Source organism: Roseovarius sp., assembly GCF_965277045.1.
Classification (GTDB): Bacteria; Pseudomonadota; Alphaproteobacteria; order Rhodobacterales; family Rhodobacteraceae; genus Roseovarius.
This window is the reverse complement of sequence record NZ_OZ255712.1, coordinates 2,865,245-2,885,803: the sequence shown is the minus strand read 5'-3', so window position 1 is coordinate 2,885,803 and position 20,559 is coordinate 2,865,245. Positions and strand designations below refer to the sequence as shown.

Genomic DNA, 20,559 nt, shown 5'->3' with positions numbered 1-20,559 from the left:
AAATACTCCGGGGAACACGAGGGGCTGGCCCCTCGCACCGGTCGGATTGCGCTTGCGCAATCCGATACCCAAGGGCGAAGTACTACTGAAGGTCGGAGAACGCGGCCTGAAGGCGGGTGGCGGCCTCTTCCACCCGGGCCCGGGGCGTGGCGATGTTGAAACGCAGGCAGGTTTCGCCGCCCTTGCCGAATTCCGCGCCTACCGACGGTGCGATACGGGCGTCTTCGTTCACGCGGCGCAGTACCTCTTTCATTTCCATCCCGGTATTGGAAAAATCGACCCAGGCCAGGTAGGTGGCCTGCATCGGCATCGCCCGGACGCCCGGGATCTGGCCCATCGCGTCAAGGAACGCCGCGCGGTTCCCATCGAGGTAACCCACCAGCTGGTCGACCCATTCGGCGCCCTGCGGCGTATAGGCCGCGCGTGTCAGCACGCAGCCCAGCAGGTTGGGCGAAAGGTTGAGCGCCGTCAGCGCATCGGAAAACCGCGCGCGCAGCATGGTGCCGGGGATGGTGACGGTGCCCAGCCGCGAGCCGGCCGTGTTGAAGGTCTTGGACGACGAGGTCAGCATGATCAGCCGTTCGGCGATATCCGGCGCCGCCACGGGCATGGGCACATGGGTATGGCCCGGCAGGACGAGGTCGTGGTGAATCTCGTCCGCCACGAGAACAAGGTCATGCCGCTCGCAGAAGGCGGCCAGTTCCTTTTGCTCTTCGACCGTCCAGACCCGGCCGGCTGGGTTGTGCGGCGAACAGAACAGCAGCATCTTCTCGCGCCCCGAAAGGGCGCTTTCGAGCGACTGAAGGTCCATGCGGTACATGCCGTCCTCGCCGGGCACGAGCGGGCTTTCCTTCACCACGCGACCGGCATTGACGATCTTGTTCGTGAATTCGTGGTAGACCGGCGTGAAGATGATCACTTCGTCGCCAGGATCGGTGTAGGTCTGCAGGCAGATCGCGATGGCATTGCCCAGCCCGGCGGTCGAGAACATGTGCGACGGGTCTGGCGACCAGCCATGCCGGCTCTTCATCCACCACGCGACAGCGTCTTTCATTTCACTCTCGCCGGTGAAGTAGCCGTAATTCGCCTTTTCAAGCAGGCCCCGCACTGCGTCCTGCAGCACCTCTGCAGCGCTAAAGTCCATGTCGGCGACCCACATCGGTATGCCGTCTTCGACAGGCACGCCGTAGACCTTCGGCATCGCATCCCATTTCGCGCAATTCGTGCCGCGGCGGTCGATCAGCCTGTCGAAATCTGCATGGATTGTCATCGGGTCCTCCGGTTGTGCCTTGCGGCGGAAGCTAGCGGAATGTCGCGTAGGTGCAAGGGCGTTGCACCGCGCGGGACGATCGCCTAAATGGACGCCCATGCTGCGACCGATCCTGATCCATCCCGACCCCCGCTTGAAAAAGGTGTGTGCGCCCGTGCCAGACCTGAGCGATGAGTTGCGCGCGTTGGCGGACGACATGCTGGAGACGATGTATGACGCGCCGGGCATCGGCCTCGCCGCGCCGCAGATCGGGGTGATGGACCGGCTGATCGTGCTGGATTGCTCGAAGGACGACGAGGCCGGGGAGCCGCCGCGCCCGCTGGTGATGTTCAACCCCGAGGTGGTGGCCGGCTCGGATGAAAAGAACGTCTACGAGGAAGGCTGCCTGTCGATCCCCGACCAGTTTGCCGAGGTGACGCGCCCCAAGGTCGTGGATGTCAGGTGGATCGACCGTGACGGGAACGAACGATCCGACACGTTCGACGGGCTTTGGGCGACCTGCGTGCAGCACGAGATCGACCATTTGAACGGCAAGCTTTTCATAGATTACCTTGGCCCGATGAAACGGCAGTTGATCACGCGCAAGATGCAGAAGCTGAAGCGTGAAATGGCGCGGGACTAGGCCGGTGGCCGTACGCCCTTTCGTGCCCTGGCCGGACAAGCGGTTGCGCACGCCCGCGGACCCCGTCGAGGCGGTCACCGATGCCGAGCGCGCGATCTGGGACGACATGATCGACACCATGGATGCGATGCCGGGCGTGGGCCTGGCCGCCGTGCAGATCGGCGTGATGAGGCGGCTGGCGGTGGTCGATGCCAGCGATGCGCGCGGACAGGCGGTGCGCATGGCGAACCCCGAGATCCTGCATGCAAGTGCCCAGATGCGCGAGCATGATGAGGCCAGCCCCAACCTGCCCGGCGTGCATGCCAGGATCAGCCGTCCGCGTGCCGTGACGGTGCGGTTCCTGAACACCGAAGGCGAGGTCGAGGAGCGGGATTTCGTCGGGCTTTGGGCCACCAGCGTGCAGCACCAGGTCGATCATCTGAACGGCAGGATGTATTTCGACCGGTTGAGCAAGGTGAAGCGCGACATGCTGTTGCGCCGCGCGGCCAAGCAACGCTGACAGGTCAGGAGAAAACCATGCGCCTCGTTTTCATGGGAACGCCCGACTTTTCCGTGCCGGTGCTCGAGGCGCTGGTCGAGGCGGGACACGAGATTGCCGCGGTTTACTGCCAGCCGCCGAGGCCCGCGGGGCGGGGCAAGAAAGATCGCCCCAGCCCGGTGCAGGCGCGGGCCGAGGAGCTGGGGCTGACGGTGCGCCACCCGGTCAGCCTGAAAGGCGAAGATGAGCAAGAGGCCTTCGCCGGCCTCGATGCGGACGTGGCCGTGGTCGTGGCCTATGGATTGATCCTGCCGCAAGCCATCCTCGATGCGCCGCGGCATGGCTGCCTCAATATCCACGCCAGCCTGCTGCCGCGCTGGCGCGGGGCGGCGCCGATCCACCGCGCGATCATGGCGGGGGACGACAGGACCGGGGTCTGCATCATGCAGATGGAGGCGGGGCTGGATACGGGCCCGGTGCTGCTGCGCCGCGAGACGCAGATCGGCGCGGAGGAAACCACGGGGACGCTGCATGATCGTTTGTCCCGCATGGGGGCCGAGACGATCACGTCGGCGCTCGGGCGACTGAAGGATTTGACGCCCGAGCCGCAGCCGGAGATCGGCGTCACCTATGCCGACAAGATCGACAAGGCCGAGGCGCGGATCGACTGGACGCGCCCCGCCGAGGCGGTCGACCGGCAGATCCGTGGCCTTTCACCCTTTCCCGGTGCGTGGATCGACCACGAGGGCACGCGGATCAAGTTCCTTGCCTCGCAAATTGGCGCGGGCAACGGGACGCCCGGCGAGGTGCTCGACGACGCGCTGACCATCGCGTGCGGCAGCGGCGCGGTGAAAGTCCTGCGCCTGCAAAAGGCCGGACGTGGGCCGCAGGGGACGGAGGACTTCCTGCGCGGCATGGCGCTGCCCAAGGGAACGCGCCTCTGATCCGCCTTTTCCTCTGGCTAAAAATACCCCGGGGAGCGCGAGGGGCTGGCCCCTCGCCCCGGTCGGACTGCGCGCGCAGTCCGAGGCCTGGTGACCCGCGCTTGCGTCCGGTCCGGAAACAGGCCAGCATCGCGCCAACCAGAGCAACGAGGTCTCATGTATCTGCAACTGTTCGGAACCGTCGTGATTGCCGGGATCGTCGGATATATCAGCGAGAAATCCGGCTTTACCCGCAACGGCATCCTGCAATCAATCATCATCTGCGTCGGCGGGGCCTTTCTGTTCTATTTCGTGCGGGTCATGTTCGGCTTTCGCTTTGGTGCGCCGGGGGTGGACGCGATCATCTCGTCCATCGGGGCGCTGATCATCATTCCGACGCATTGGCGCCGGGGTCGCTGACAACGGAGAACTGCCATGGGGCTGATCTATCTCATCATCATCGGGGCCGTAGCGGGGTATCTTGCGACACGGATCATGCGCATCGATGCCGACCCGCTGGTGACCATCGGCATCGGTATCGCCGGGGCGCTGTTGGGCGGGCTGATTCTTCAAGGCATCTTGGCCTTCCTTGGCCTGCTGGGCGGGATCATCGGCGCGGTTCTGGGCGCGCTGGTGCTGATCTGGGGCTATCAGGCGTATAAGGCGCGCAAATAGCTTAGGCCCGCGGTGGGCGCGAGCGGTAGACCGGCAGGCGCCAGCCGAAGGCCAGCGAGCCTGCGCGAAGCGCCCACGTCACCCCGGCGCAGGCGGCGAGGATGAAAAGCTCTCGGTCTGTGACCATCAGAGTTGCCACGGCGGCCAGCGATCCGGCGAAGGCGGCGGTGACGTAAAGCTCGCCCTGTTTCAGCACCAGCGGCACCTCGTTGCACACTACGTCGCGCATCAGCCCGCCAAGACAGCCCGTGACCATCCCCATGATCACCACGATCGGCAGCGGCTGTGACATCGCCAGCGCGGTCGCAACGCCGGCGGGAACGGCCACCGCCAGCGCAAGGCTGTCGAGCCAGAGCAGGAGGCGGTACCGGCTCTCGAACAGATGCGCAGTGAAGAAGATCAGGATCGCGGCGGCGCAGGCGGTGGCGATGAAGCTGGGGTTGGCAATCCAGAAGACCGGGTTGCGGTCAAGAAGCACGTCGCGCACCGTGCCGCCGCCCACCGCCGTGAGACATGCGATGAAGGCGAAGCCCACGACGTCGAGCTGCGCGCGTGACGCGACCAGCGCGCCGGTCAGCGCGAAGATCAGGACCGAGGCGTGGTCCAGCAGGAACAGGTCCGTCATGACTTGGCTTTGCCGGGCTTGAAGGGTGCCATGCCCGCACGGGCGAGTTCGTCGGCGCGTTCGTTTTCCGGGTGGCCGGCATGGCCCTTGACCCATTCCCAGGTGACGTCGTGCCGCTGGGCCGCGGCATCAAGACGTTGCCAGAGATCGACATTCTTGACCGGCTTCTTGTTCGAGGTTTTCCAGCCGTTGCGCTTCCAGCCGTGGATCCAGCCGGTGACACCGTTTTTCACATAGGCGCTGTCGGTGACGATGGTGATGCGCGTGGGCCTCGACAGAGTCTCCAGCGCGGTGATGGCCGCCAGCAATTCCATCCGGTTGTTGGTGGTCTCGGCCTCGCCGCCGCTGAGCTCGCGTTCCTTGACGATGTTGTCGCCGTCCTTGGCTTGCAACAGCGCACCCCAGCCACCGGGACCGGGATTGCCGGAACAGGCGCCGTCTGTATAGGCGAAAAGCTCAGTCATCGTCCGGCTTTCTTGCAAGGATCGTGACCCATTCCGCCAGACTGCCGTCAAGGCCTTTGTCGGCGCCGGTGCGCGTCTCGAACGGGTGCAGGTCAGCCGCGATCAGAAGGTCGGAAAGCTCGGTCTTTGTGACATAGGTATAGAGCCGTCCGAGCGTGTCACGGTGTTCGCCGGTGCCGGTTTTCATGCCGATGTGCAGCAGCCCACCGGGTTTCAGCGCGGTCACGAGGGCGGCCAGATGGCGGGGCAGGTTGGCGCGGGGCGCGTGCAGGAGCGAGAAATTCGCCCAGATCGCGTCATAGGCCGCGACTTCGTCGATGTCGTCGAATTTCGCGAGCCGGGCTGTCACGCCGGGTTGCGCCTCTGCGAGGGCGACCATTTCCGGCGTGGCGTCGGTGGCCGTGACCGCGTGACCTTCGGCGGCCATGATGGCCGAGGCGATGCCGGGGCCGCAGCCGAGGTCGAGGACGCTGCTGCCGGGGGCGAGATGGTCGAGAAAGAGGCGCAGCACCGGGTCCTTGCCCGCGTCCTTCGTCACGTCGGCATAGCGCGCGGCTTCGGACCCGTAGACCCGGATGGTCTGGTCGTCGTGGCTCATTGCGTGAGGCCGATCACGAGGCAGAGCACGACCACAGCGGTGATGATCAGGCGCAGGCGCATCCACCAGTGCGGTGCCACCCCGTCGCGCCAGAACATCCAGTCAAGCGCGAGGATGCCGGCGAAGCCGACGATCAGCATGATCCCGGCCTTGTAGGCGCCGCCGCCTTGGGTGAAGAACACCCAGAGCGCGGGAATGACCGAAAGCACGTAGCCGGTGGTGGCCGAGGGGCCGGTCATGCGTGTGGCAAAGCCCCAGAGCACGCCGGACATGAAGCTGAGGATCACCGCACCGTAGAAGAGCCCGACGTAAGGCCCGACGAAGCGGGGACCGACCACGCGCTGGGTCCAGATCGCCAGATCGGGCCAGAGCACGGTCAGGGCGCTCCACAGGAACGGCAGGAGGCCGGCCAATGCCAGGATCAGCGGAGTGCGGGGGATCTCGTTCACGGGGCGGGCGGTCCTTGGCTGCAAGCGTCGGAGTTGGTTTAGAAGGCCGCCCCGGCGGGATCAAGTGTCAGACATGTCGCGCGTGGGGCGTTTGAGCGCCCGGATCATGCGGGTGGAGCGGGAGAGAGCCGTGAATCCGGTGCCAAGCGCGGTCACGATCAGCGCGAAAAGCAAGGCGTGGCGCGTGTCGAACAGCCCCAGTTCGATCGCCGACAGGACCGCGCCGGCGGTGATCGCGGCCATGCGTTGAGGCTTGGCGAAGGGGCCAGAGAAATCCGAGCCCAGCCCCTCGGCCCGGCCGAGTTCGCGGATATAGGCGGTGGCGATGGCCAACGCGCCGCCCAGCAGGCCGAGTGCGAGTTGCCCGGTGGCCAGCCCCGCGCCGGTCAGGATCAGCAGGTCGGCGGCGCGGTCCGGTGCCTCGTTCCAGAAGGGGCCGTCGGGTTCGGACTTGCCGCCTTCGACGGCGACCATCCCGTCGAAGAGGTTGCAGAGCAGGCGCAGTTGACAGCCGAGCGCGGCGAGAAGCAGCAGGATGATCGCTGCGGTCGTGCCGGTGTGGGCGGAGGCCCAGAAGGCGAGGCAGGCCAGGGCCGCGAAGAGGATCGACCCCTGGCTGATGCGGTTGGGTGTGAGCGACGTGCGGCTGAGCCAGCGGGCGGTGCGGCGCGCCCAGCCGGTGTCGCGGCTGCTCAGGGGGCGGCGGGTGTCGGTCATGGGGCGTGCCTCAGGCGGTAGTTGTAAAGCGCGGCGTAGCTGGTGGCGACGGTCACGGGCAGGGCGAGCGTCGCCGCGATTTCCGGCGTGCCGACGGCGCGGTGCACGAGCGACAGCAGCGTGACCGATATGGCCGCGCAGGCAAGCGGCGGCAGGATCAGGCCGGGCAGGCCCGAGATGCGCGGCAGCAAGTGTTCGATCATCGCTTTCAGGGCAAGCGTGATCGTGGCCGAGAGAACGCCCTGCACGATGCCGGAAACCAGGGGTGCGGGCATCGGGTGCGCCGCGTTGGCAAAGACCGCCCAGCCGCCCATCAGCACGAAGCCGCCCGCCATGTGCGCCAGGTTCGAGCGCAGCAGGCTCATGTCAGCGACCAGTAGTACCGGGTCAGGTGAAAGAAGAGCGGGGCCGAGAAGACGACGGAATCGAGCCGGTCGATGAAGCCGCCGTGACCGGCGATCATGTGGCCCCAGTCCTTGACGCCCCGGTCGCGCTTGATGGCTGACATGACCAGCCCGCCGAAGAACCCGGCGAGCGTGATAACGAGCGACATGCCGGCGGCCTGCAAGGGCGTGAACGGCGTGATCCAGAAAAGCGCGGTGCCGATCAGCGTGGCCGAGGCGACGCCGCCGATCAGTCCTTCCCAGGTCTTGGAGGGCGAGAGCGAGGGCGCGACGGGATGGCGGCCGAAGAGCTTGCCCCAGGTGTATTGCAGCACGTCCGACAGCTGGACCACCACGATGAGAAAGGCGATGAGCAGGACGTTGCGCGCCTCGAAGCCGGGGATGTCGAGGAAGAGGAGCGCGGGCACGTGACTGGCGCAGAAGACGCAGATCATCAGCGCCCATTGCATCTGGCTGATGCGGACGAGGAAGTTGCGGCTGTCGCCTTGCAGCACCGCGATGATGGGCAGGATGAGGAAGGCGTAGACCGGGATCAAGAGCGACCACATGCCGTACCATTCATACCAGATAAGCAGGTATTGCGCGGGCAGGATCACGAAAAAGGCGGTTGCGATGGCCCAGTGGTCGGAGGCGCGGCGGGTTGTGAGGGTGACGAACTCGCGCAGGGCGGCGAAGGAGGTGAAGGCGAAAAGCGCGATCACGCCGCCGCGCCCGGCGAGGAAGGCCACGGCGAGGAACGCCGTCATGCCCCACCAGGCGAGGATGCGGGCGTTGAGGTTCTCTATCGTGGCGTTGGAGCCATCCGGCGCGATGCGCTGCTTGAGCACGTAGCCAATGCCGCTGGCGACGATGAGGACGCCGATGATGCCGGCCAGCAGGGTGAGGAAATCGGCGTGGGTTTCGGTCATGCCGGCGCCTCCTCTGCCGATGTGTCGTCGGCAGGGGCAAGCGCCAGCAGGGCGGTTTCCGCCCGCTTGAGGAAATCCTTGCGGGTTTCACCGGGTTCGACGCGGATTGGCGCGCCGAAGGTGACGGTGCAAAGCAGCGGGATCGGCACCAGCTTGCCCTTGGGCATGACGTCGTTGAGGTTGTCGATCCAGACCGGCACCAGGTCCACCTCGGGGCGGGCATCGGAGATGTTGTAGAGCCCGCTTTTGAACGGCAGCAGAGGCTTGTCCGTGGTGTTCCGGGTGCCCTCGGGAAAGATGATGAGCGAGGCGCCGGAATCGAGCCCGTCGAGGATGAGCTTTATTGGGTCCTCGGTGCGGGTCTCCGTGTCGCGGTCGATCAGGACCGCGTTGAAGACATCGCGGCCGATGAAGGTCTTGAGCGGGGATTTGAGCCAGTAATCCGCGCCGGCAACCGGGCGTGTCCCGCGGCGCAGGTTCGGGGGCAGGACCGTCCAGATCAGTATGAAATCGCCGTTGGATGTGTGGTTTGCGAAATAGACCCGCTGGACGGGTTCGGGCTCGGAGCCGTCCCATACGGCGCGAACGGCCGTGATAAGCCGCGCGAAGGTGGTGATGGCGCTGCCGGTCAACCAGGCAAGGAAGCTGCGTGTCACGTGATGGGTCCCGTCTTTCGGGGCAGCCTACAGTTACAGGATGAATTGGGAAGACAGGAAATCCTGACCCCGGCGAAGAGGTCCCGGGTCAGGCCCGGGACGGGCTGCGCGGGTTGCCGCGTCGTGCCATATCCCGGCAGTGTGGCGCGGGCGGAAGGCTGTGCGAGCAGCGTGTTCCGCCGACAGAATGCCGAAGCGGGCAAGGCCTTTAGGCGGGTTCGCGCAGGACCCGGGGGACCTTGAATTCGACGTTTTCCTGCGCGGTTTCGACCTGTTCGATGGTCACGTCGAACCGGTCGCGGAAGGCGTCGATGACCTCGTTGATCAGCACTTCGGGTGCCGAAGCGCCGGCGGTGATGCCCATAGTGGTGATGCCCTCAAGCGCGCGCCAGTCGATATCCGCGGCGCGCTGGACCAGCTGCGCGTAGGAACAGCCCGCGCGGGCGCCGACCTCGACCAGACGTTTGGAGTTGGAGGAGTTGGGCGCACCCACGACAAGCATCGCCTCGGCCTTTTCGGCCATCGCCTTTACCGCTTCCTGCCGGTTGGTGGTGGCATAGCAGATGTCTTCCTTGTGGGGGCCGACGATGTCGGGGAATCGGGCCTGGAGCGCCAGGACGATATCGGCGGTGTCGTCGACCGACAGCGTGGTCTGCGTCACGAAGGCGAGAAGCGCGGGATCGCGCACCTCGACCCGGGCCACGTCTTCGGGCGTTTCGACGAGCAACACGTCTCCGGTAGGCAGCTGGCCCATCGTGCCGATGGTCTCGGGGTGGCCGGCATGGCCGATCATGATGATCTGCAGCCCGTTCGCGGCGTGGCGCTCGGCCTCGATATGGACCTTGGAGACAAGCGGGCAGGTCGCATCGACATAGACCATTTCGCGCGACGCGGCCTCGGCCGGGACCGCCTTGGGCACGCCATGCGCCGAAAAGATCACCGGGCGGTCGTCGGGGCATTCGTCGAGCTCTTCGACGAAGACCGCGCCCTTGGCGCGCAGGTCGTCCACCACGTACTTGTTGTGCACGATCTCGTGCCGGACATAGACCGGCGCGCCCCATTTCCCGAGTGCCATCTCGACGATCTTGATGGCGCGGTCGACACCGGCGCAAAAGCCGCGCGGGGCTGCGAGATAGAGGGTGAGGGGCGGTTTGGTCATGGACACTCCTGTTCCCTCAAGACGTAAGGGTTGCGGCGTGCGGCGTCCAGTGGGGGGTGGCAAATCGGGGCGCGAGGTGCGGCCGCTTTCGGCTGCCCCCGGCCCCGTTACCTGGCGGCTCGCTCAGGCCGAGGCTTGCTGACGCTCTTGCGAATCTTCGCGCGGCGGGCGTCCGATGACCTCCTTGAGGTCTTCGAGTTCGATGAAGTTGTCGGCCTGGCGGCGCAGGTCGTCGGAGATCATCGGCGGTTGGCTGCGGATGGTGGAGACCACGGATACGCGAACGCCCTGGCGTTGAAGGCTTTCGACCAGCGGGCGGAAATCGCCATCGCCGGAGAACAGAACGATGTGGTCGATCCGCGGGGCAAGTTCCATGGCGTCCACCGTCAATTCGATGTCCATGTTGCCCTTGACCTTACGGCGGCCCTGGCTGTCGGTGTATTCCTTGGCCGGCTTGGTGACCATGGTGAAGCCGTTGTAGTTGAGCCAATCGACAAGCGGGCGGATCGGGGAGTAGTCGTCGTTTTCCAGCAGCGCCGTGTAGTAGAAGGCTCGCAAGAGCTTGCCACGACGCATGAATTCCGTTCGCAGCAGCTTGTAGTCGATATCGAACCCGAGCGCCTTCGCCGCAGCGTACAAGTTCGAACCGTCGATGAACAGCGCGAGCCGTTCGTCCTTGTAAAACATAAAATGTCCTTCCGAGTGTGTTTGCCCTGCCGCGACGGTGTACTAATGGAGTGGATTTGAAACCGGACAGGACTAGTCGGTGTACCTAGGAGTTTAGTTTGCGCTACGCAAGCGTTTAGATTGTAGAGAGGATAAGCCGGTCACATGCCTGAGCAACTATTCCTGATAGCATTGGGCGGGAATTTGCCGTCCGATACGGGGGCGCCGGAGACGACCCTGCGCGCGGCGCTGGCCCAGTTGCCAAAGGCGGGCGCGCGCGTCGTGGCAGTCAGCCGCATGTATGAAACGCCCTGTTTTCCCGCAGGGGCGGGGCCGGATTACGTGAACGCTGCCGCGGTTCTGGCCTTCGACGGCGATCCTTCGGAAATGTTGCAACTTTTACACGAAACCGAGTCCGCGTTCGGACGGGCGCGGCAGCAGCGCTGGGGCCAGCGCACGCTGGACCTGGACCTGCTGGCGGCAGGCGCGCATGTCCTGCCGGACCGGGCCACGTATGAGGCCTGGCGCGCGCTGCCGCTGGAGCAGCAGATGCGGCGGACCCCCGAAAACCTGATCCTGCCGCATCCGCGGATGCATGAGCGGGCTTTCGTTCTGGTGCCGCTGAATGACGTCGCGTCGGACTGGGTGCATCCGGTGCTGGAACGCAGCGTGGCGGCGATGCTGGCGGACCTGCCCGCCGACGCCCGGGCAGAGGTGCGGGCGCTGGACTGATTCTGTGCTTGTAAACACCTGCCCGAGGCTTTAAATGAAGGGCTTCTTGAGACTTTGCCCTATCCGGAGGCCCCATGGCGCGCGTAACCACAGAAGACTGCGTTGATAAAGTTCCGAACCGCTTCGATCTGGTGATGCTTGCGGCACACCGCGCGCGCGAGATCTCGTCGGGGTCGCCGATCACCGTGGACCGCGACAACGACAAGAACCCGGTCGTGGCGCTGCGTGAGATCGCCGAGGAGACGCAAGGCGCCGACGACCTGCGCGAGCGGCTGATCGAATCGAACCAGAGCCAGATCGAGGTCGACGAGCCGGAGGACGATTCCATGGCGCTGCTGATGGGCGAGGAGGCCGAGAAACCGGCCGACGACGACATGTCGGAAGAAAAACTGCTGCGTGCGCTGATGGAGGCGCAGGGCCAGGGCTGAACCCCTGCGCGCGGACGGGTGATGGAAAGCGGACCAGATGATTGGTGCTGATACGCTTGTCGATCTTGTCCGCGCCTATAATCCGAAAAGCCATAGCGATCTGATCCGCGACGCCTATGCGTTCGGAATGGAGATGCACGAGGGCCAAACGCGGCACTCCGGGGAGCCCTATTTCAGTCATCCGGTGGCGGTCGCCGCCATTCTGACGGAACAGCGGCTGGACGATGCGACGATCATCACGGCCCTGCTTCACGACACGATCGAGGATACACGCGCGTCCTACAACGCGGTGGCCGAGCGGTTCGGGGGAGAGATTGCCGACCTCGTGGACGGCGTGACCAAGCTGACCAACCTGCAGCTGTCCAGCACCGAGACACAGCAGGCCGAGAATTTCCGCAAGCTGTTCATGGCGATGTCGAAGGACATGCGCGTGATCCTGGTGAAGCTGGCCGACCGGCTGCACAACATGCGCACGATCCGCGCGATGCGGCCCGAAAAGCAGCTGAAGAAAGCGCGCGAGACGATGGATATCTTCGCGCCCCTGGCCGGCCGGATGGGCATGCAGTGGATGCGCGAGGAGCTGGAGGACCTGGCGTTCCGCGTGATCAACCCCGAGGCGCGCGCGTCGATCATGCGCCGGTTCATCACTTTGCAGCGCGAGGCGGGCGACGTGATCGAGCGGATCACCGGCGACATGCGGCTGGAATTGCAGGAGGCCGGGATTAAGGCTGAGATCCTGGGGCGGGCCAAGAAACCTTATTCGATCTGGCGCAAGATGCAGGAAAAGGAGATGGGCTTTTCCCGGCTGAGCGACATTTACGGGTTCCGCATCATCACCGCTTCCGAGGATGACTGTTACCGCGTGCTGGGCGTGATCCATCGCCGTTGGCGGGCGGTGCCGGGGCGGTTCAAGGATTATATCAGCCAGCCCAAGTCGAACGGGTATCGCTCGATCCATACCACGGTGTCCGGCCGCGACGGCAAGCTGGTGGAGGTGCAGTTGCGCACCCGCCAGATGCACGAGGTGGCCGAGACGGGCGTGGCGGCGCACTGGTCGTACCGCGACGGCGTGCCGGCGGAGAACCCGTTCGCCGTGGACCCGGCCAAGTGGATTTCCAGCCTTACCGAGCAGTTCGACAGCGAGGAGGATCACGACGAGTTCCTCGAGGCCGTGAAGCTGGAAATGTATGCCGACCAGGTGTTCTGCTTCACGCCGAAGGGGGACGTGGTGAAGCTGCCACGGGGGGCCACGCCGATCGATTTCGCCTATGCCATCCACACGCGAATCGGCAATGGCTGTGTCGGCGCCAAGGTCGACGGGATGCGCGTGCCGCTGTGGACCCGGATCAAGAACGGCCAGTCCGTGGAGGTGATTACCGCCGACGGGCAGACACCGCAGGCGACGTGGCTGGATATCGCCACGACGGGCAAGGCGCGCGCCGCCATTCGCCGGGCCCTGCGAGAGGTCGACCGGGATCGTTACATCCGGTTGGGCCGGGAACTGGCGCGCGCGGCGTTCGAGCATGTGGGCAAGAAGCCCACCGACAAGGCGCTGGAGCGTGCCGCCAAGACCCTGCGCCTGAAGGGGCGTGACGAGGTTCTGGCCCGACTGGGAAGTGCCGAGTTGACCACCAGCCGCGTTCTGAACGCGGTATATCCTGACCTGGCCCCGGACACGGGCAACGAGGTGGCGCTGGATCGCGCGGTGATCGGCCTGGAACCGGATCAGCGCTTTGACCGGGCGCCATGCTGTCAGCCGTTGCCGGGGGAACGAATTGTCGGCATCACCTATCGCGGAAAGGGCGTGGTGGTCCATTCGATCGATTGCGAGAATCTGCAGCGCTACGAGGAACAGCCTGAGCGCTGGATGGACCTGCAATGGCACGGCGGCACGCATGCTGCCGTCTACGAGGCGACGCTGGATGTGACGATCGGCAACGATGCGGGGGTACTGGGACGTATTTGCACGTTGATCGGAGAGCAGAAGGCCAATATCTCGGACCTGACATTCGTGGATCGCAAACCGGACTTTTACCGGCTGCTGATAGATGTCGAGCTGCGCGACGCGGAACATCTGCATGGCGTCATCTCGGTGTTGGATGCGGAAAGCGATGTAGCCACGGTGGAACGGTTCCGCGACCCCGGCCGGCTGGCGGCCAGTGGCGGAACGGAACAGAGCTGACCCAGAGGAGCCGCGCCCCGTGGTTTTCAAACGCCGTGACAGACTGCCTTGGTGGAAGGCCACGTTACGGTTTCTCTGGCCGAGATCCGGCTGGACGCGGGCGTTCCACTACGTTCGGCACCGCGTCAGGCGTCTGCCCGACCCGCCGCACCGAATCGCCCGGGGTGTTTTCGCCGGGGTCTTCGTCAGCTTTTCGCCGTTCTTCGGGCTGCACTTTCTTCTGGCCGCCGTGGTGGCTTCGATCTTGCGCGGCAACATCGTGGCTGCGCTCCTGTCGACCTTCTTCGGCAACCCGCTGACCTTTGTCTTCATCGGCGCGTCTTCGCTGCAGACCGGATATTTCATGCTCGGGCTGCGCAACAACCCCGACCTGGAGGCGCATGGCACGCTTGGCAGCAAGTTCGTCGATGCGGGGCGGGACCTGAAAGACAACCTTTGGGCGATCTTCAACGAGCAGAGCGCCGACTGGAGCCGGCTGACCGTCTTTTACGACGAGGTGTTCTTTCCCTACATGGTCGGCGGACTGATCCCCGGAACCATCGCCGGCCTGACCTGCTATTATGTCAGCCTGCCGCTGATCCAGGCCTATCAGAACCGGCGCAAGGGCATGCTCAAGGCCAAGCTGGCCGCGATCCGCGAAAAGGCGGCGGAGAAGGCCGCCGAGAAGGCCGCGGCAAAGAAGGCCAGGGATGGCGCCAATGACAAGGCTGACGCGGAGCCCGAGAAGCACTAGGGTCAGGAACGAGTCGTTACCCTTGCTCTGGAGGATGTCATGAGTGATGCCGGAAAACTGCGCCTTGGCGTGAATATCGACCATGTGGCGACGGTGAGAAATGCCCGCGGCGGCGCCACCCCCGACCCGGTACGCGCCGCCAAACTGGCCGAGGAGGCCGGGGCGGACGGGATCACCGCGCACCTGCGCGAGGACCGCAGGCATATTTCGGACGCGGATATCGACGGGCTAATGGCGGCGCTGAATGGGCCCCTGAACTTCGAGATGGCCGCAACCGACGAAATGCAGAAAATCGCCCTGCGCCACAAGCCGCACGCGGTCTGCCTGGTGCCCGAAAAGCGCGAGGAGCGCACGACCGAGGGCGGGCTGGAGGTGGCACGCGAGGAAAACCGGCTGGCGCATTTCATCGCGCCGCTGCGCGAGGCGGGGTGCCGCGTGTCGATCTTCATCGCCGCGGACCGGCGCCAGATCGAGGCGGCGCACCGGATCGGGGCCGAGGTGATCGAGCTGCATACCGGGGCCTACTGCGATGCCCATGCCGAGGGAAATTTTCAGGCGCGGGACAAAGAGCTGGCCGCCCTGAGGGAGATGTCGGCCTTTGCCGATTCGCTGGGGCTGGAAGTGCACGCGGGTCACGGGCTCACCTATGAGACGGTGCAGCCGGTGGCGGCGTTTCCGGAGGTCATGGAGCTCAATATCGGGCATTTCCTGATTGGCGAGGCGATCTTTCGCGGGCTGGAGCCGGCGATCGGGGAAATGCGGCGCCTGATGGACGAGGCGCGGGCGGATCCGCAGCGCATCGCCGGATGATCTGGCTGCGTTACAGCGCCGTCTTTCTGGCCGTGGCTATCAGCGTGTCCCAGGCGGTGCGCCTGTTGGGGATCACCAAGGACGAGATGCTGGGCTCGGCGGCGCAGATCATCGTGCCGGCGATGATCGCCGCGCTGATCGAAGGGCAGCAATATGTGCGCCGGCACGGGGCTTTGCCCGGCGCGCGCCGGGCCTGGAGCTTTGCCTTCATCGGAACGCTGGTCGCCACGTCTCTGAACGTGGCGCTGGCCTATGCGGGACCCGGCCTCGCGCCCGAGTTCGCCAAGCTGGCCATCGCCGTGCCGGGCTCGCAGCAATTCATGACGCTGCTGTTGATGTATGCGGGCGGTTACCTGTTGGCCAATCGCTTTTTCTTCGGCATCGGCGCGGGAAACACGATGAGCCGCGACAAGGCCCGAGAGGAACGGGGTTTGAAATGACCGACGCGGGCGATGTGGCACTTTGGACCTCGGTGGCGAGCTTCGCCTTTGCCGCCGGATCACCAGGACCCGCGACGCTGGCAGTCGCAGGAACGGCGATGGCAAAGGGGCGCCAGGCCGGTGTTGCGATGGCGCTTGGGCTCGCGCTCGGGCTGACAGTATGGGGCGTGCTGGCCGGGCTGGGCCTGGGATTGCTAGTCGCGCATTTCGCGCCGGCGCTGCTGTTGCTGAAACTTGCCGGCGCGGCGTATCTTTTTTACCTCGCGGCGATGTCCGCGCGTTCGGCGATGCAGCCGGTAGCGGAGCTGGATGCAGGCGCACAGGCCTCGGCGCGGTCGGGTGCCGGCATGTTCCGTCGTGGGCTGTTGCTGAACCTTTTGAACCCCAAGGCAGTGCTGGCCTGGGTTGCAGCACTTGCGTTGGGGAGCGCGGGGCCGGTGACGATCGCGGTCTGCGCCGCTGTGGGCCTGGCGCTCTACCTGTTCTACGCCACGATTTTTTCCCGGGCGGCGGTCCGGGCGGCCTACCGGCGGTTTCGGCGCGGTCTCGACGCTTTTTTTGCCGGGTTCTTCGGCCTGGCCGGAGCGCGGCTGTTGGTTTGGAAAGCGGAACAATGAGGCAAGTATGCGCGGCTGTGGCCCTGGCGACGGCCTTATTACCCGCCATTGGCCCTGAGGACCGGACATTGCGATTTACCCTGAACCAGGCGACCGGCGGGATTGGCGCCAGCCTGCAGTGACGGTGCGGTGGTTGCGTTGGCGCACGCTTGCCGCTCTGCTCTTGGGGGCGTGGGCGTTGTGGACGCTGGAGGCCGCGCGGGGCGGGGTCGAAATCGACGAGATGCGGGTGGGGCCGACCCCGGTGACGATCTGGGGCGCGGAGAATACCGGGCCGGCGGTCGTCATGACCCACGGCTTTGCCGGATCGCGGCAGATGATGCAGGGCTATGGCCTGGTGCTGGCGCAGGCCGGGTACCGGGTCTATGCCTTCGATTTCCTGGGCCACGGGCGGCATCCGCAGCCGATGTCGGGGGATGTGACGGCGGTGGACGGCACCACGCGGCTGTTGGTGAACCAGACACTGGAAGTGATCGACGCGGCACGGGCTAACGAAGGCGACATCGCGCTGGTCGGGCATTCCATGGCCACGGATGTGCTGGTGCGGGCGGCGCGCAAGGCCGAGGGTATCGGGCCGCTGGTGTTGCTGGCCACCTTTTCCGGCGCGATAACGGCCGAGGCGCCCGATGACGTGCTGATGATCACCGGCGCGTGGGAGCCGCGCTTGCAGGGGTTCGCCGCTGATGCGGTGGCGGAGGCCGCGACCGGCGTGCGACGTGAGGCCATCGTCGCCCCGGCGGTGGAGCACGTGGCAATCCTGCATTCGCGGGAGGGGCGACAAGCAACGCTCGACTGGCTGAACACATATTACGGGCGGGACGCGAAGGTGCCCGTGCTGCAGACAGGCTGGGCGCTGATCGGAGTGCTGGCGGCAATCACGATGCTGTTCGCGCCCGTGGCCCACCTGTTTCCGGTACGAGACGTGCCGACCAGCGTCCTGTCATGGCGGCGGTTCGCCGGCGTGGTCTGTGTGCCGATGCTTGTCACCCCGGTGTTGGCGGCGCCGGTTGATACGCAGGTTTTGCCCGTTCTGGTGGCGGATTACCTGGCGCTTCACCTGTTGATCTATGGCGTGATCCAGCTTGCTGTTCTGTGGTTCACGGGCGCGCGACCCGGCGCGTTCAGTGTCCTGGGAGGGGTCCTCGTGCTGATTTGGACTGTGGGCCTTTTCGGGTTCGCGCTGGATCGGTATGGGGCCAATTTCTGGCCCGTGCCGGAGCGGAGGGGGATCATCGCCGCGCTGGCCCTTGGCGCGGTGCCGTTCATGCTGGCCGACGCGTGGTCGGTGCACGGTGCGGGACCCGCCCGCCGCGTGGTGGCCCGAATCGGGTTCCTTGTTTCGCTGGCCATCGCGGTGGCGATGGATTTCGAGGGGCTGTTCTTTCTGCTGCTGATCGCGCCGGTGATCGTGCTGTTCTTCCTCAGTTTCGGCTGGATCGGGCGTGTGGCGGCACGCCGCTTTGGCGCCATGGGGCCGGGCGTTGGGCTGGGGCTGGCGCTTGCCTGGGCTTTGGGTGTAAGTTTCCCGCTGTTTTCAGCCGGATAAAGGGCGCATTCATGATCCTGGGCGTCGGAACGGACCTGGCCAACATAGATCGGATCGCCGGTACGCTGGAGCGGTTCGGCGACCGGTTTCGCAACCGGGTTTTCACCGAAGTGGAGCAACGCAAGTCCGAACGCCGCAAGGACGTGGCGGGCACCTATGCCAAGCGCTGGGCCGCGAAGGAGGCCTGTTCCAAGGCCTTGGGGACGGGACTTCGGATGGGGATCGCCTGGAAGGACATGGCGGTGAGCAACCTCGACACCGGGCAGCCGGTTATGGCGGTCACCGGCTGGGCCGCCGAACGGCTGGCCGACATGACGCCGGAGGGGCACGAAGCCATCATTCACGTCACCCTGACGGATGACCACCCCTGGGCGCAAGCCTTTGTCGTGATCGAGGCGCGGCCGGCGACCTGAGGACGCCGGGTCGCCTTTGCCGGCGCGGCTTGACACCTGTGCCCCCGCCCCGCATGTAGCGCAGAAGAGCAATCGGAGACAGGCATGGCCGAAGAATCCAAGACATCGAGCGCGATATGGGAGACCGTCAAGACGGTCTTCTGGGCACTGCTGATCGCCGGTATTTTTCGCACGATCCTGTTCCAGCCCTTCTGGATCCCGTCCGGGTCGATGAAGGACACGCTGTTGATCGGGGATTTCCTGTTCGTCAACAAGTTCGCCTATGGCTACTCCTACGCCTCGTGCCCGAACATCAAGATCGAGCGGATCGGGCTGGATATCGACGCCAAGAACATCTGCGGCTTTCTCGATGGCGACAACACGCGCCTTCTCGGGTCCGAGCCGGAGCGCGGGGATATCATCGTGTTCCGCCATCCCAGCAACGGCACGGATTACATCAAGCGGGTCGTTGGCCTGCCGGGTGACCGGATCCAGATGCAGAATGGCGTGTTGAACATCAACGGCGAGCCGGTCGAACTGGAAGATGCGGGAACCTTCGAGGAAGTGCTGGAACCCCAGGGCCCGCTGGGCAAGACGCCACGCTGCGCCAACGGGGCCGTGGGCGTGGGGGGCATCTGCGAGAAAGAGCGGCAGATCGAGACCCTTCCCAACGGCGTGTCGCACAGCATCCTGAACGTCGGCATGCAACGGTACGACAGCACCGGCGTCTACGAGGTGCCCGAGGGGCATTATTTCTTCATGGGTGACAACCGCGACAATTCCACCGACAGCCGCGCGCCGCTCACCGCGCCGGGCGGGGTGGGCTACGTTCCGTACGAAAACCTGATCGGCCGGGCGGACCGGGTGATGTTCTCGTCCGCGGGACGCTCGATGCTGTTCTTCTGGACATGGCGCGGCGACCGCTTCTTCGAGAAGCTGGAATGAGCCGGGGATGAAGCTGTCGGGCGACCTCAAAGCGTTCGAGAGCCGCCTGGGGCACTCCTTCGGGCGGCCGGAATTGCTGGTGCGGGCGGTGACGCATGGCTCGATGACCACGGCCAATCGGGACGACAACCAGCGTCTGGAATTCCTGGGCGACAGGGTGCTGGGCCTGGTGATCGCCGAGGCGCTGCTGGAAAGCGACAAGGCCGCCGCCGAGGGCCAGCTTGCACCGCGCTACAATGCGCTTGTGCGCAAGGAGACCTGCGCCGAGGTGGCGCGGCAGATCGACCTTGGTGCGGTGCTGAAGCTGGGCCGGTCCGAGATGATGTCGGGCGGGCGGCGCAAGCAGGCGCTGCTGGGCGACGCGATGGAGGCGGTGATTGCCGCCGTCTACCGCGATGCCGGGTTCGACGCGGCGCAGGAGGTGATCCTGCGGCTGTGGGGGGACCGGGTGACGTCCGTCAAGGCCGATGCCCGCGACGCCAAGACCGCGCTTCAGGAATGGGCGCAGGCGCAGGGCCTGGCCCCGCCGGTCTACAGGGAAACGGCGCGCAGCGGGCCCGACCACGCGCCGCAATTCACCATCGAGGCCAGGCTGGAAAACGGCGAGGCAGAGGAAGCCACCGCCGGGGCCAAGCGGCAGGCGGAGCAAACCGCCGCCAAGGCGTTGCTGGCGCGGGTGGCGTCGAGCAAACCCTAGCGGATGACGATCACGGACTGGTTGGCGTGGCGGGTGATCCGCGCCGCGTTCGGGCCGACGAGGTAATCCCGCAACTCGGGCCGGTGCGCGCCGACGACGATCACGTCGGCGCCGATCCTGTCGGCCATGCGCAGCACGCTGTCATAGATCGTTCCTTCGGTCACGTGCACCTGCGCCTTGCCATCGAAGGCCCCATCGGTCCAGTCTTTCAGCGCCTTTTCGGCAGCGCTCTTCGCGGAGCGGTTGTAGTCCCCCTCGAAGGCGGCGCCGACCATGTTCATGCCGCTGCCGGGGACCACGTTGATCACGTGGATCTCGGCGCCGTCGCCGGCGGCCAGCAGCTTGGCGGCCTGTGCCAGCCGGTGGGCGCCTTCCATCGCGTTGATGTCGACGGCCAGGAGAAGTTTCTGGAACATGGCGTGT

Annotated in this window: 28 protein-coding genes; 16 read left to right on the top strand and 12 right to left on the bottom strand. The window is 65.6% G+C overall.

The window, feature by feature from the left end; translation table 11 throughout:
* Positions 1 to 82: 82 nt before the first annotated feature.
* Positions 83 to 1,270, bottom strand: a complete 1,188-nt coding sequence (locus ACQY4V_RS14430; protein ID WP_428512796.1) for a MalY/PatB family protein — start codon at positions 1,268 to 1,270, stop codon at positions 83 to 85.
* 97 nt (positions 1,271 to 1,367) lie between these two features.
* Here ACQY4V_RS14430 and def (ACQY4V_RS14425) point away from each other — a divergent pair, with 97 nt between their 5' ends.
* The 5 genes from def (ACQY4V_RS14425) to ACQY4V_RS14405 all read left to right on the top strand — a co-directional run bounded on the left by def (ACQY4V_RS14425) (position 1,368) and on the right by ACQY4V_RS14405 (position 3,968).
* Positions 1,368 to 1,892 (top strand): peptide deformylase, encoded by a 525-nt coding sequence (gene def / locus ACQY4V_RS14425; RefSeq protein ID WP_428512794.1) that lies wholly within the window; start codon positions 1,368 to 1,370, stop codon positions 1,890 to 1,892.
* A 4-nt stretch (positions 1,893 to 1,896) separates the two neighbouring features.
* Positions 1,897 to 2,391, top strand: coding sequence for a peptide deformylase (def, locus tag ACQY4V_RS14420; protein ID WP_428512792.1), 495 nt, complete (start codon positions 1,897 to 1,899; stop codon positions 2,389 to 2,391).
* Positions 2,392 to 2,408: 17 nt separating this feature from the next.
* On the top strand, positions 2,409 to 3,314 hold the full coding sequence (gene fmt, locus ACQY4V_RS14415) for a methionyl-tRNA formyltransferase (protein WP_428512790.1): 906 nt from the start codon (positions 2,409 to 2,411) through the stop codon (positions 3,312 to 3,314).
* Positions 3,315 to 3,470: 156 nt separating this feature from the next.
* Entirely contained in the window at positions 3,471 to 3,713 is a 243-nt protein-coding gene (locus ACQY4V_RS14410; protein WP_428512788.1) for a hypothetical protein, read from the top strand.
* A 15-nt stretch (positions 3,714 to 3,728) separates the two neighbouring features.
* Positions 3,729 to 3,968: a GlsB/YeaQ/YmgE family stress response membrane protein gene (locus tag ACQY4V_RS14405; RefSeq protein ID WP_428512786.1), complete on the top strand. Its 240-nt coding sequence runs from the start codon at positions 3,729 to 3,731 to the stop codon at positions 3,966 to 3,968.
* 1 nt (position 3,969) lies between these two features.
* On the opposite strand, the gene ACQY4V_RS14400 is transcribed toward ACQY4V_RS14405, so the two are convergent.
* The 10 genes from ACQY4V_RS14400 to ACQY4V_RS14355 form a co-directional block, all read right to left on the bottom strand.
* A complete protein-coding gene (locus ACQY4V_RS14400) occupies positions 3,970 to 4,593 on the bottom strand; it encodes a trimeric intracellular cation channel family protein (RefSeq protein WP_428512784.1) in 624 nt (207 codons plus the stop codon).
* Positions 4,590 to 5,057 carry a ribonuclease HI gene (rnhA, locus tag ACQY4V_RS14395; RefSeq protein WP_428512782.1) on the bottom strand — a complete coding sequence of 156 codons (468 nt, stop codon included), beginning with the start codon at positions 5,055 to 5,057 and terminating at the stop codon, positions 4,590 to 4,592. Before rnhA ends, ACQY4V_RS14400 begins: the two co-directional genes overlap by 4 nt.
* Positions 5,050 to 5,655, bottom strand: a complete 606-nt coding sequence (locus tag ACQY4V_RS14390; protein WP_428512780.1) for a class I SAM-dependent methyltransferase — start codon at positions 5,653 to 5,655, stop codon at positions 5,050 to 5,052. Before ACQY4V_RS14390 ends, rnhA begins: the two co-directional genes overlap by 8 nt.
* The gene (locus ACQY4V_RS14385) at positions 5,652 to 6,104 is read right to left on the bottom strand and encodes a DUF3429 domain-containing protein (RefSeq protein ID WP_428512778.1); all 453 of its coding nucleotides are present in this window, start codon (positions 6,102 to 6,104) and stop codon (positions 5,652 to 5,654) included. The genes ACQY4V_RS14390 and ACQY4V_RS14385 overlap by 4 nt, the downstream gene beginning before the upstream one ends.
* Before the next feature lie 60 nt (positions 6,105 to 6,164).
* Positions 6,165 to 6,821 (bottom strand): CDP-alcohol phosphatidyltransferase family protein, encoded by a 657-nt coding sequence (locus ACQY4V_RS14380; RefSeq protein ID WP_428512776.1) that lies wholly within the window; start codon positions 6,819 to 6,821, stop codon positions 6,165 to 6,167.
* Entirely contained in the window at positions 6,818 to 7,186 is a 369-nt protein-coding gene (locus ACQY4V_RS14375; RefSeq protein WP_428512774.1) for a hypothetical protein, read from the bottom strand. Before ACQY4V_RS14375 ends, ACQY4V_RS14380 begins: the two co-directional genes overlap by 4 nt.
* Positions 7,183 to 8,133: a phosphatidate cytidylyltransferase gene (locus tag ACQY4V_RS14370; protein ID WP_428512772.1), complete on the bottom strand. Its 951-nt coding sequence runs from the start codon at positions 8,131 to 8,133 to the stop codon at positions 7,183 to 7,185. Before ACQY4V_RS14370 ends, ACQY4V_RS14375 begins: the two co-directional genes overlap by 4 nt.
* On the bottom strand, positions 8,130 to 8,789 hold the full coding sequence (locus ACQY4V_RS14365; RefSeq protein WP_428512770.1) for a lysophospholipid acyltransferase family protein: 660 nt from the start codon (positions 8,787 to 8,789) through the stop codon (positions 8,130 to 8,132). Before ACQY4V_RS14365 ends, ACQY4V_RS14370 begins: the two co-directional genes overlap by 4 nt.
* Positions 8,790 to 8,997: 208 nt before the next feature.
* Positions 8,998 to 9,948 (bottom strand): 4-hydroxy-3-methylbut-2-enyl diphosphate reductase, encoded by a 951-nt coding sequence (gene ispH, locus ACQY4V_RS14360; protein ID WP_428512768.1) that lies wholly within the window; start codon positions 9,946 to 9,948, stop codon positions 8,998 to 9,000.
* A 123-nt stretch (positions 9,949 to 10,071) separates the two neighbouring features.
* Positions 10,072 to 10,635: an NYN domain-containing protein gene (locus ACQY4V_RS14355; RefSeq protein ID WP_152493787.1), complete on the bottom strand. Its 564-nt coding sequence runs from the start codon at positions 10,633 to 10,635 to the stop codon at positions 10,072 to 10,074.
* Positions 10,636 to 10,779: 144 nt separating this feature from the next.
* Here ACQY4V_RS14355 and folK point away from each other — a divergent pair, with 144 nt between their 5' ends.
* The 11 genes from folK (at position 10,780) to rnc (ending at position 20,136) form a co-directional block, all read left to right on the top strand.
* Positions 10,780 to 11,346, top strand: a complete 567-nt coding sequence (gene folK, locus ACQY4V_RS14350; protein WP_428512766.1) for a 2-amino-4-hydroxy-6-hydroxymethyldihydropteridine diphosphokinase — start codon at positions 10,780 to 10,782, stop codon at positions 11,344 to 11,346.
* Between the two features lie 74 nt (positions 11,347 to 11,420).
* A complete protein-coding gene (gene rpoZ, locus ACQY4V_RS14345; RefSeq protein ID WP_057791126.1) occupies positions 11,421 to 11,774 on the top strand; it encodes a DNA-directed RNA polymerase subunit omega in 354 nt (117 codons plus the stop codon).
* 37 nt (positions 11,775 to 11,811) lie between these two features.
* Positions 11,812 to 13,956, top strand: a complete 2,145-nt coding sequence (locus tag ACQY4V_RS14340; RefSeq protein ID WP_222452359.1) for a RelA/SpoT family protein — start codon at positions 11,812 to 11,814, stop codon at positions 13,954 to 13,956.
* Between the two features lie 19 nt (positions 13,957 to 13,975).
* On the top strand, positions 13,976 to 14,689 hold the full coding sequence (locus tag ACQY4V_RS14335) for a DUF2062 domain-containing protein (RefSeq protein ID WP_152493784.1): 714 nt from the start codon (positions 13,976 to 13,978) through the stop codon (positions 14,687 to 14,689).
* Positions 14,690 to 14,728: 39 nt separating this feature from the next.
* Positions 14,729 to 15,499, top strand: a complete 771-nt coding sequence (locus tag ACQY4V_RS14330) for a pyridoxine 5'-phosphate synthase (RefSeq protein ID WP_428512763.1) — start codon at positions 14,729 to 14,731, stop codon at positions 15,497 to 15,499.
* On the top strand, positions 15,496 to 15,939 hold the full coding sequence (locus tag ACQY4V_RS14325) for an ABZJ_00895 family protein (RefSeq protein WP_428512761.1): 444 nt from the start codon (positions 15,496 to 15,498) through the stop codon (positions 15,937 to 15,939). Before ACQY4V_RS14330 ends, ACQY4V_RS14325 begins: the two co-directional genes overlap by 4 nt.
* Positions 15,936 to 16,556, top strand: coding sequence for a LysE family transporter (locus ACQY4V_RS14320; protein ID WP_428512759.1), 621 nt, complete (start codon positions 15,936 to 15,938; stop codon positions 16,554 to 16,556). Before ACQY4V_RS14325 ends, ACQY4V_RS14320 begins: the two co-directional genes overlap by 4 nt.
* 133 nt (positions 16,557 to 16,689) lie before the next feature.
* On the top strand, positions 16,690 to 18,102 hold the full coding sequence (locus tag ACQY4V_RS14315; protein ID WP_428512757.1) for an alpha/beta hydrolase: 1,413 nt from the start codon (positions 16,690 to 16,692) through the stop codon (positions 18,100 to 18,102).
* An 11-nt stretch (positions 18,103 to 18,113) separates the two neighbouring features.
* On the top strand, positions 18,114 to 18,515 hold the full coding sequence (gene acpS, locus ACQY4V_RS14310) for a holo-ACP synthase (RefSeq protein WP_428512755.1): 402 nt from the start codon (positions 18,114 to 18,116) through the stop codon (positions 18,513 to 18,515).
* An 84-nt stretch (positions 18,516 to 18,599) separates the two neighbouring features.
* Positions 18,600 to 19,439: a signal peptidase I gene (gene lepB / locus ACQY4V_RS14305; protein ID WP_428512753.1), complete on the top strand. Its 840-nt coding sequence runs from the start codon at positions 18,600 to 18,602 to the stop codon at positions 19,437 to 19,439.
* 7 nt (positions 19,440 to 19,446) lie between these two features.
* Entirely contained in the window at positions 19,447 to 20,136 is a 690-nt protein-coding gene (gene rnc, locus ACQY4V_RS14300; RefSeq protein ID WP_428512751.1) for a ribonuclease III, read from the top strand.
* On the opposite strand, the gene ACQY4V_RS14295 is transcribed toward rnc, so the two are convergent.
* Entirely contained in the window at positions 20,133 to 20,552 is a 420-nt protein-coding gene (locus ACQY4V_RS14295; protein WP_428512749.1) for a universal stress protein, read from the bottom strand. The genes rnc and ACQY4V_RS14295 overlap by 4 nt on opposite strands.
* Between the last annotated feature and the right edge of the window lie 7 nt (positions 20,553 to 20,559).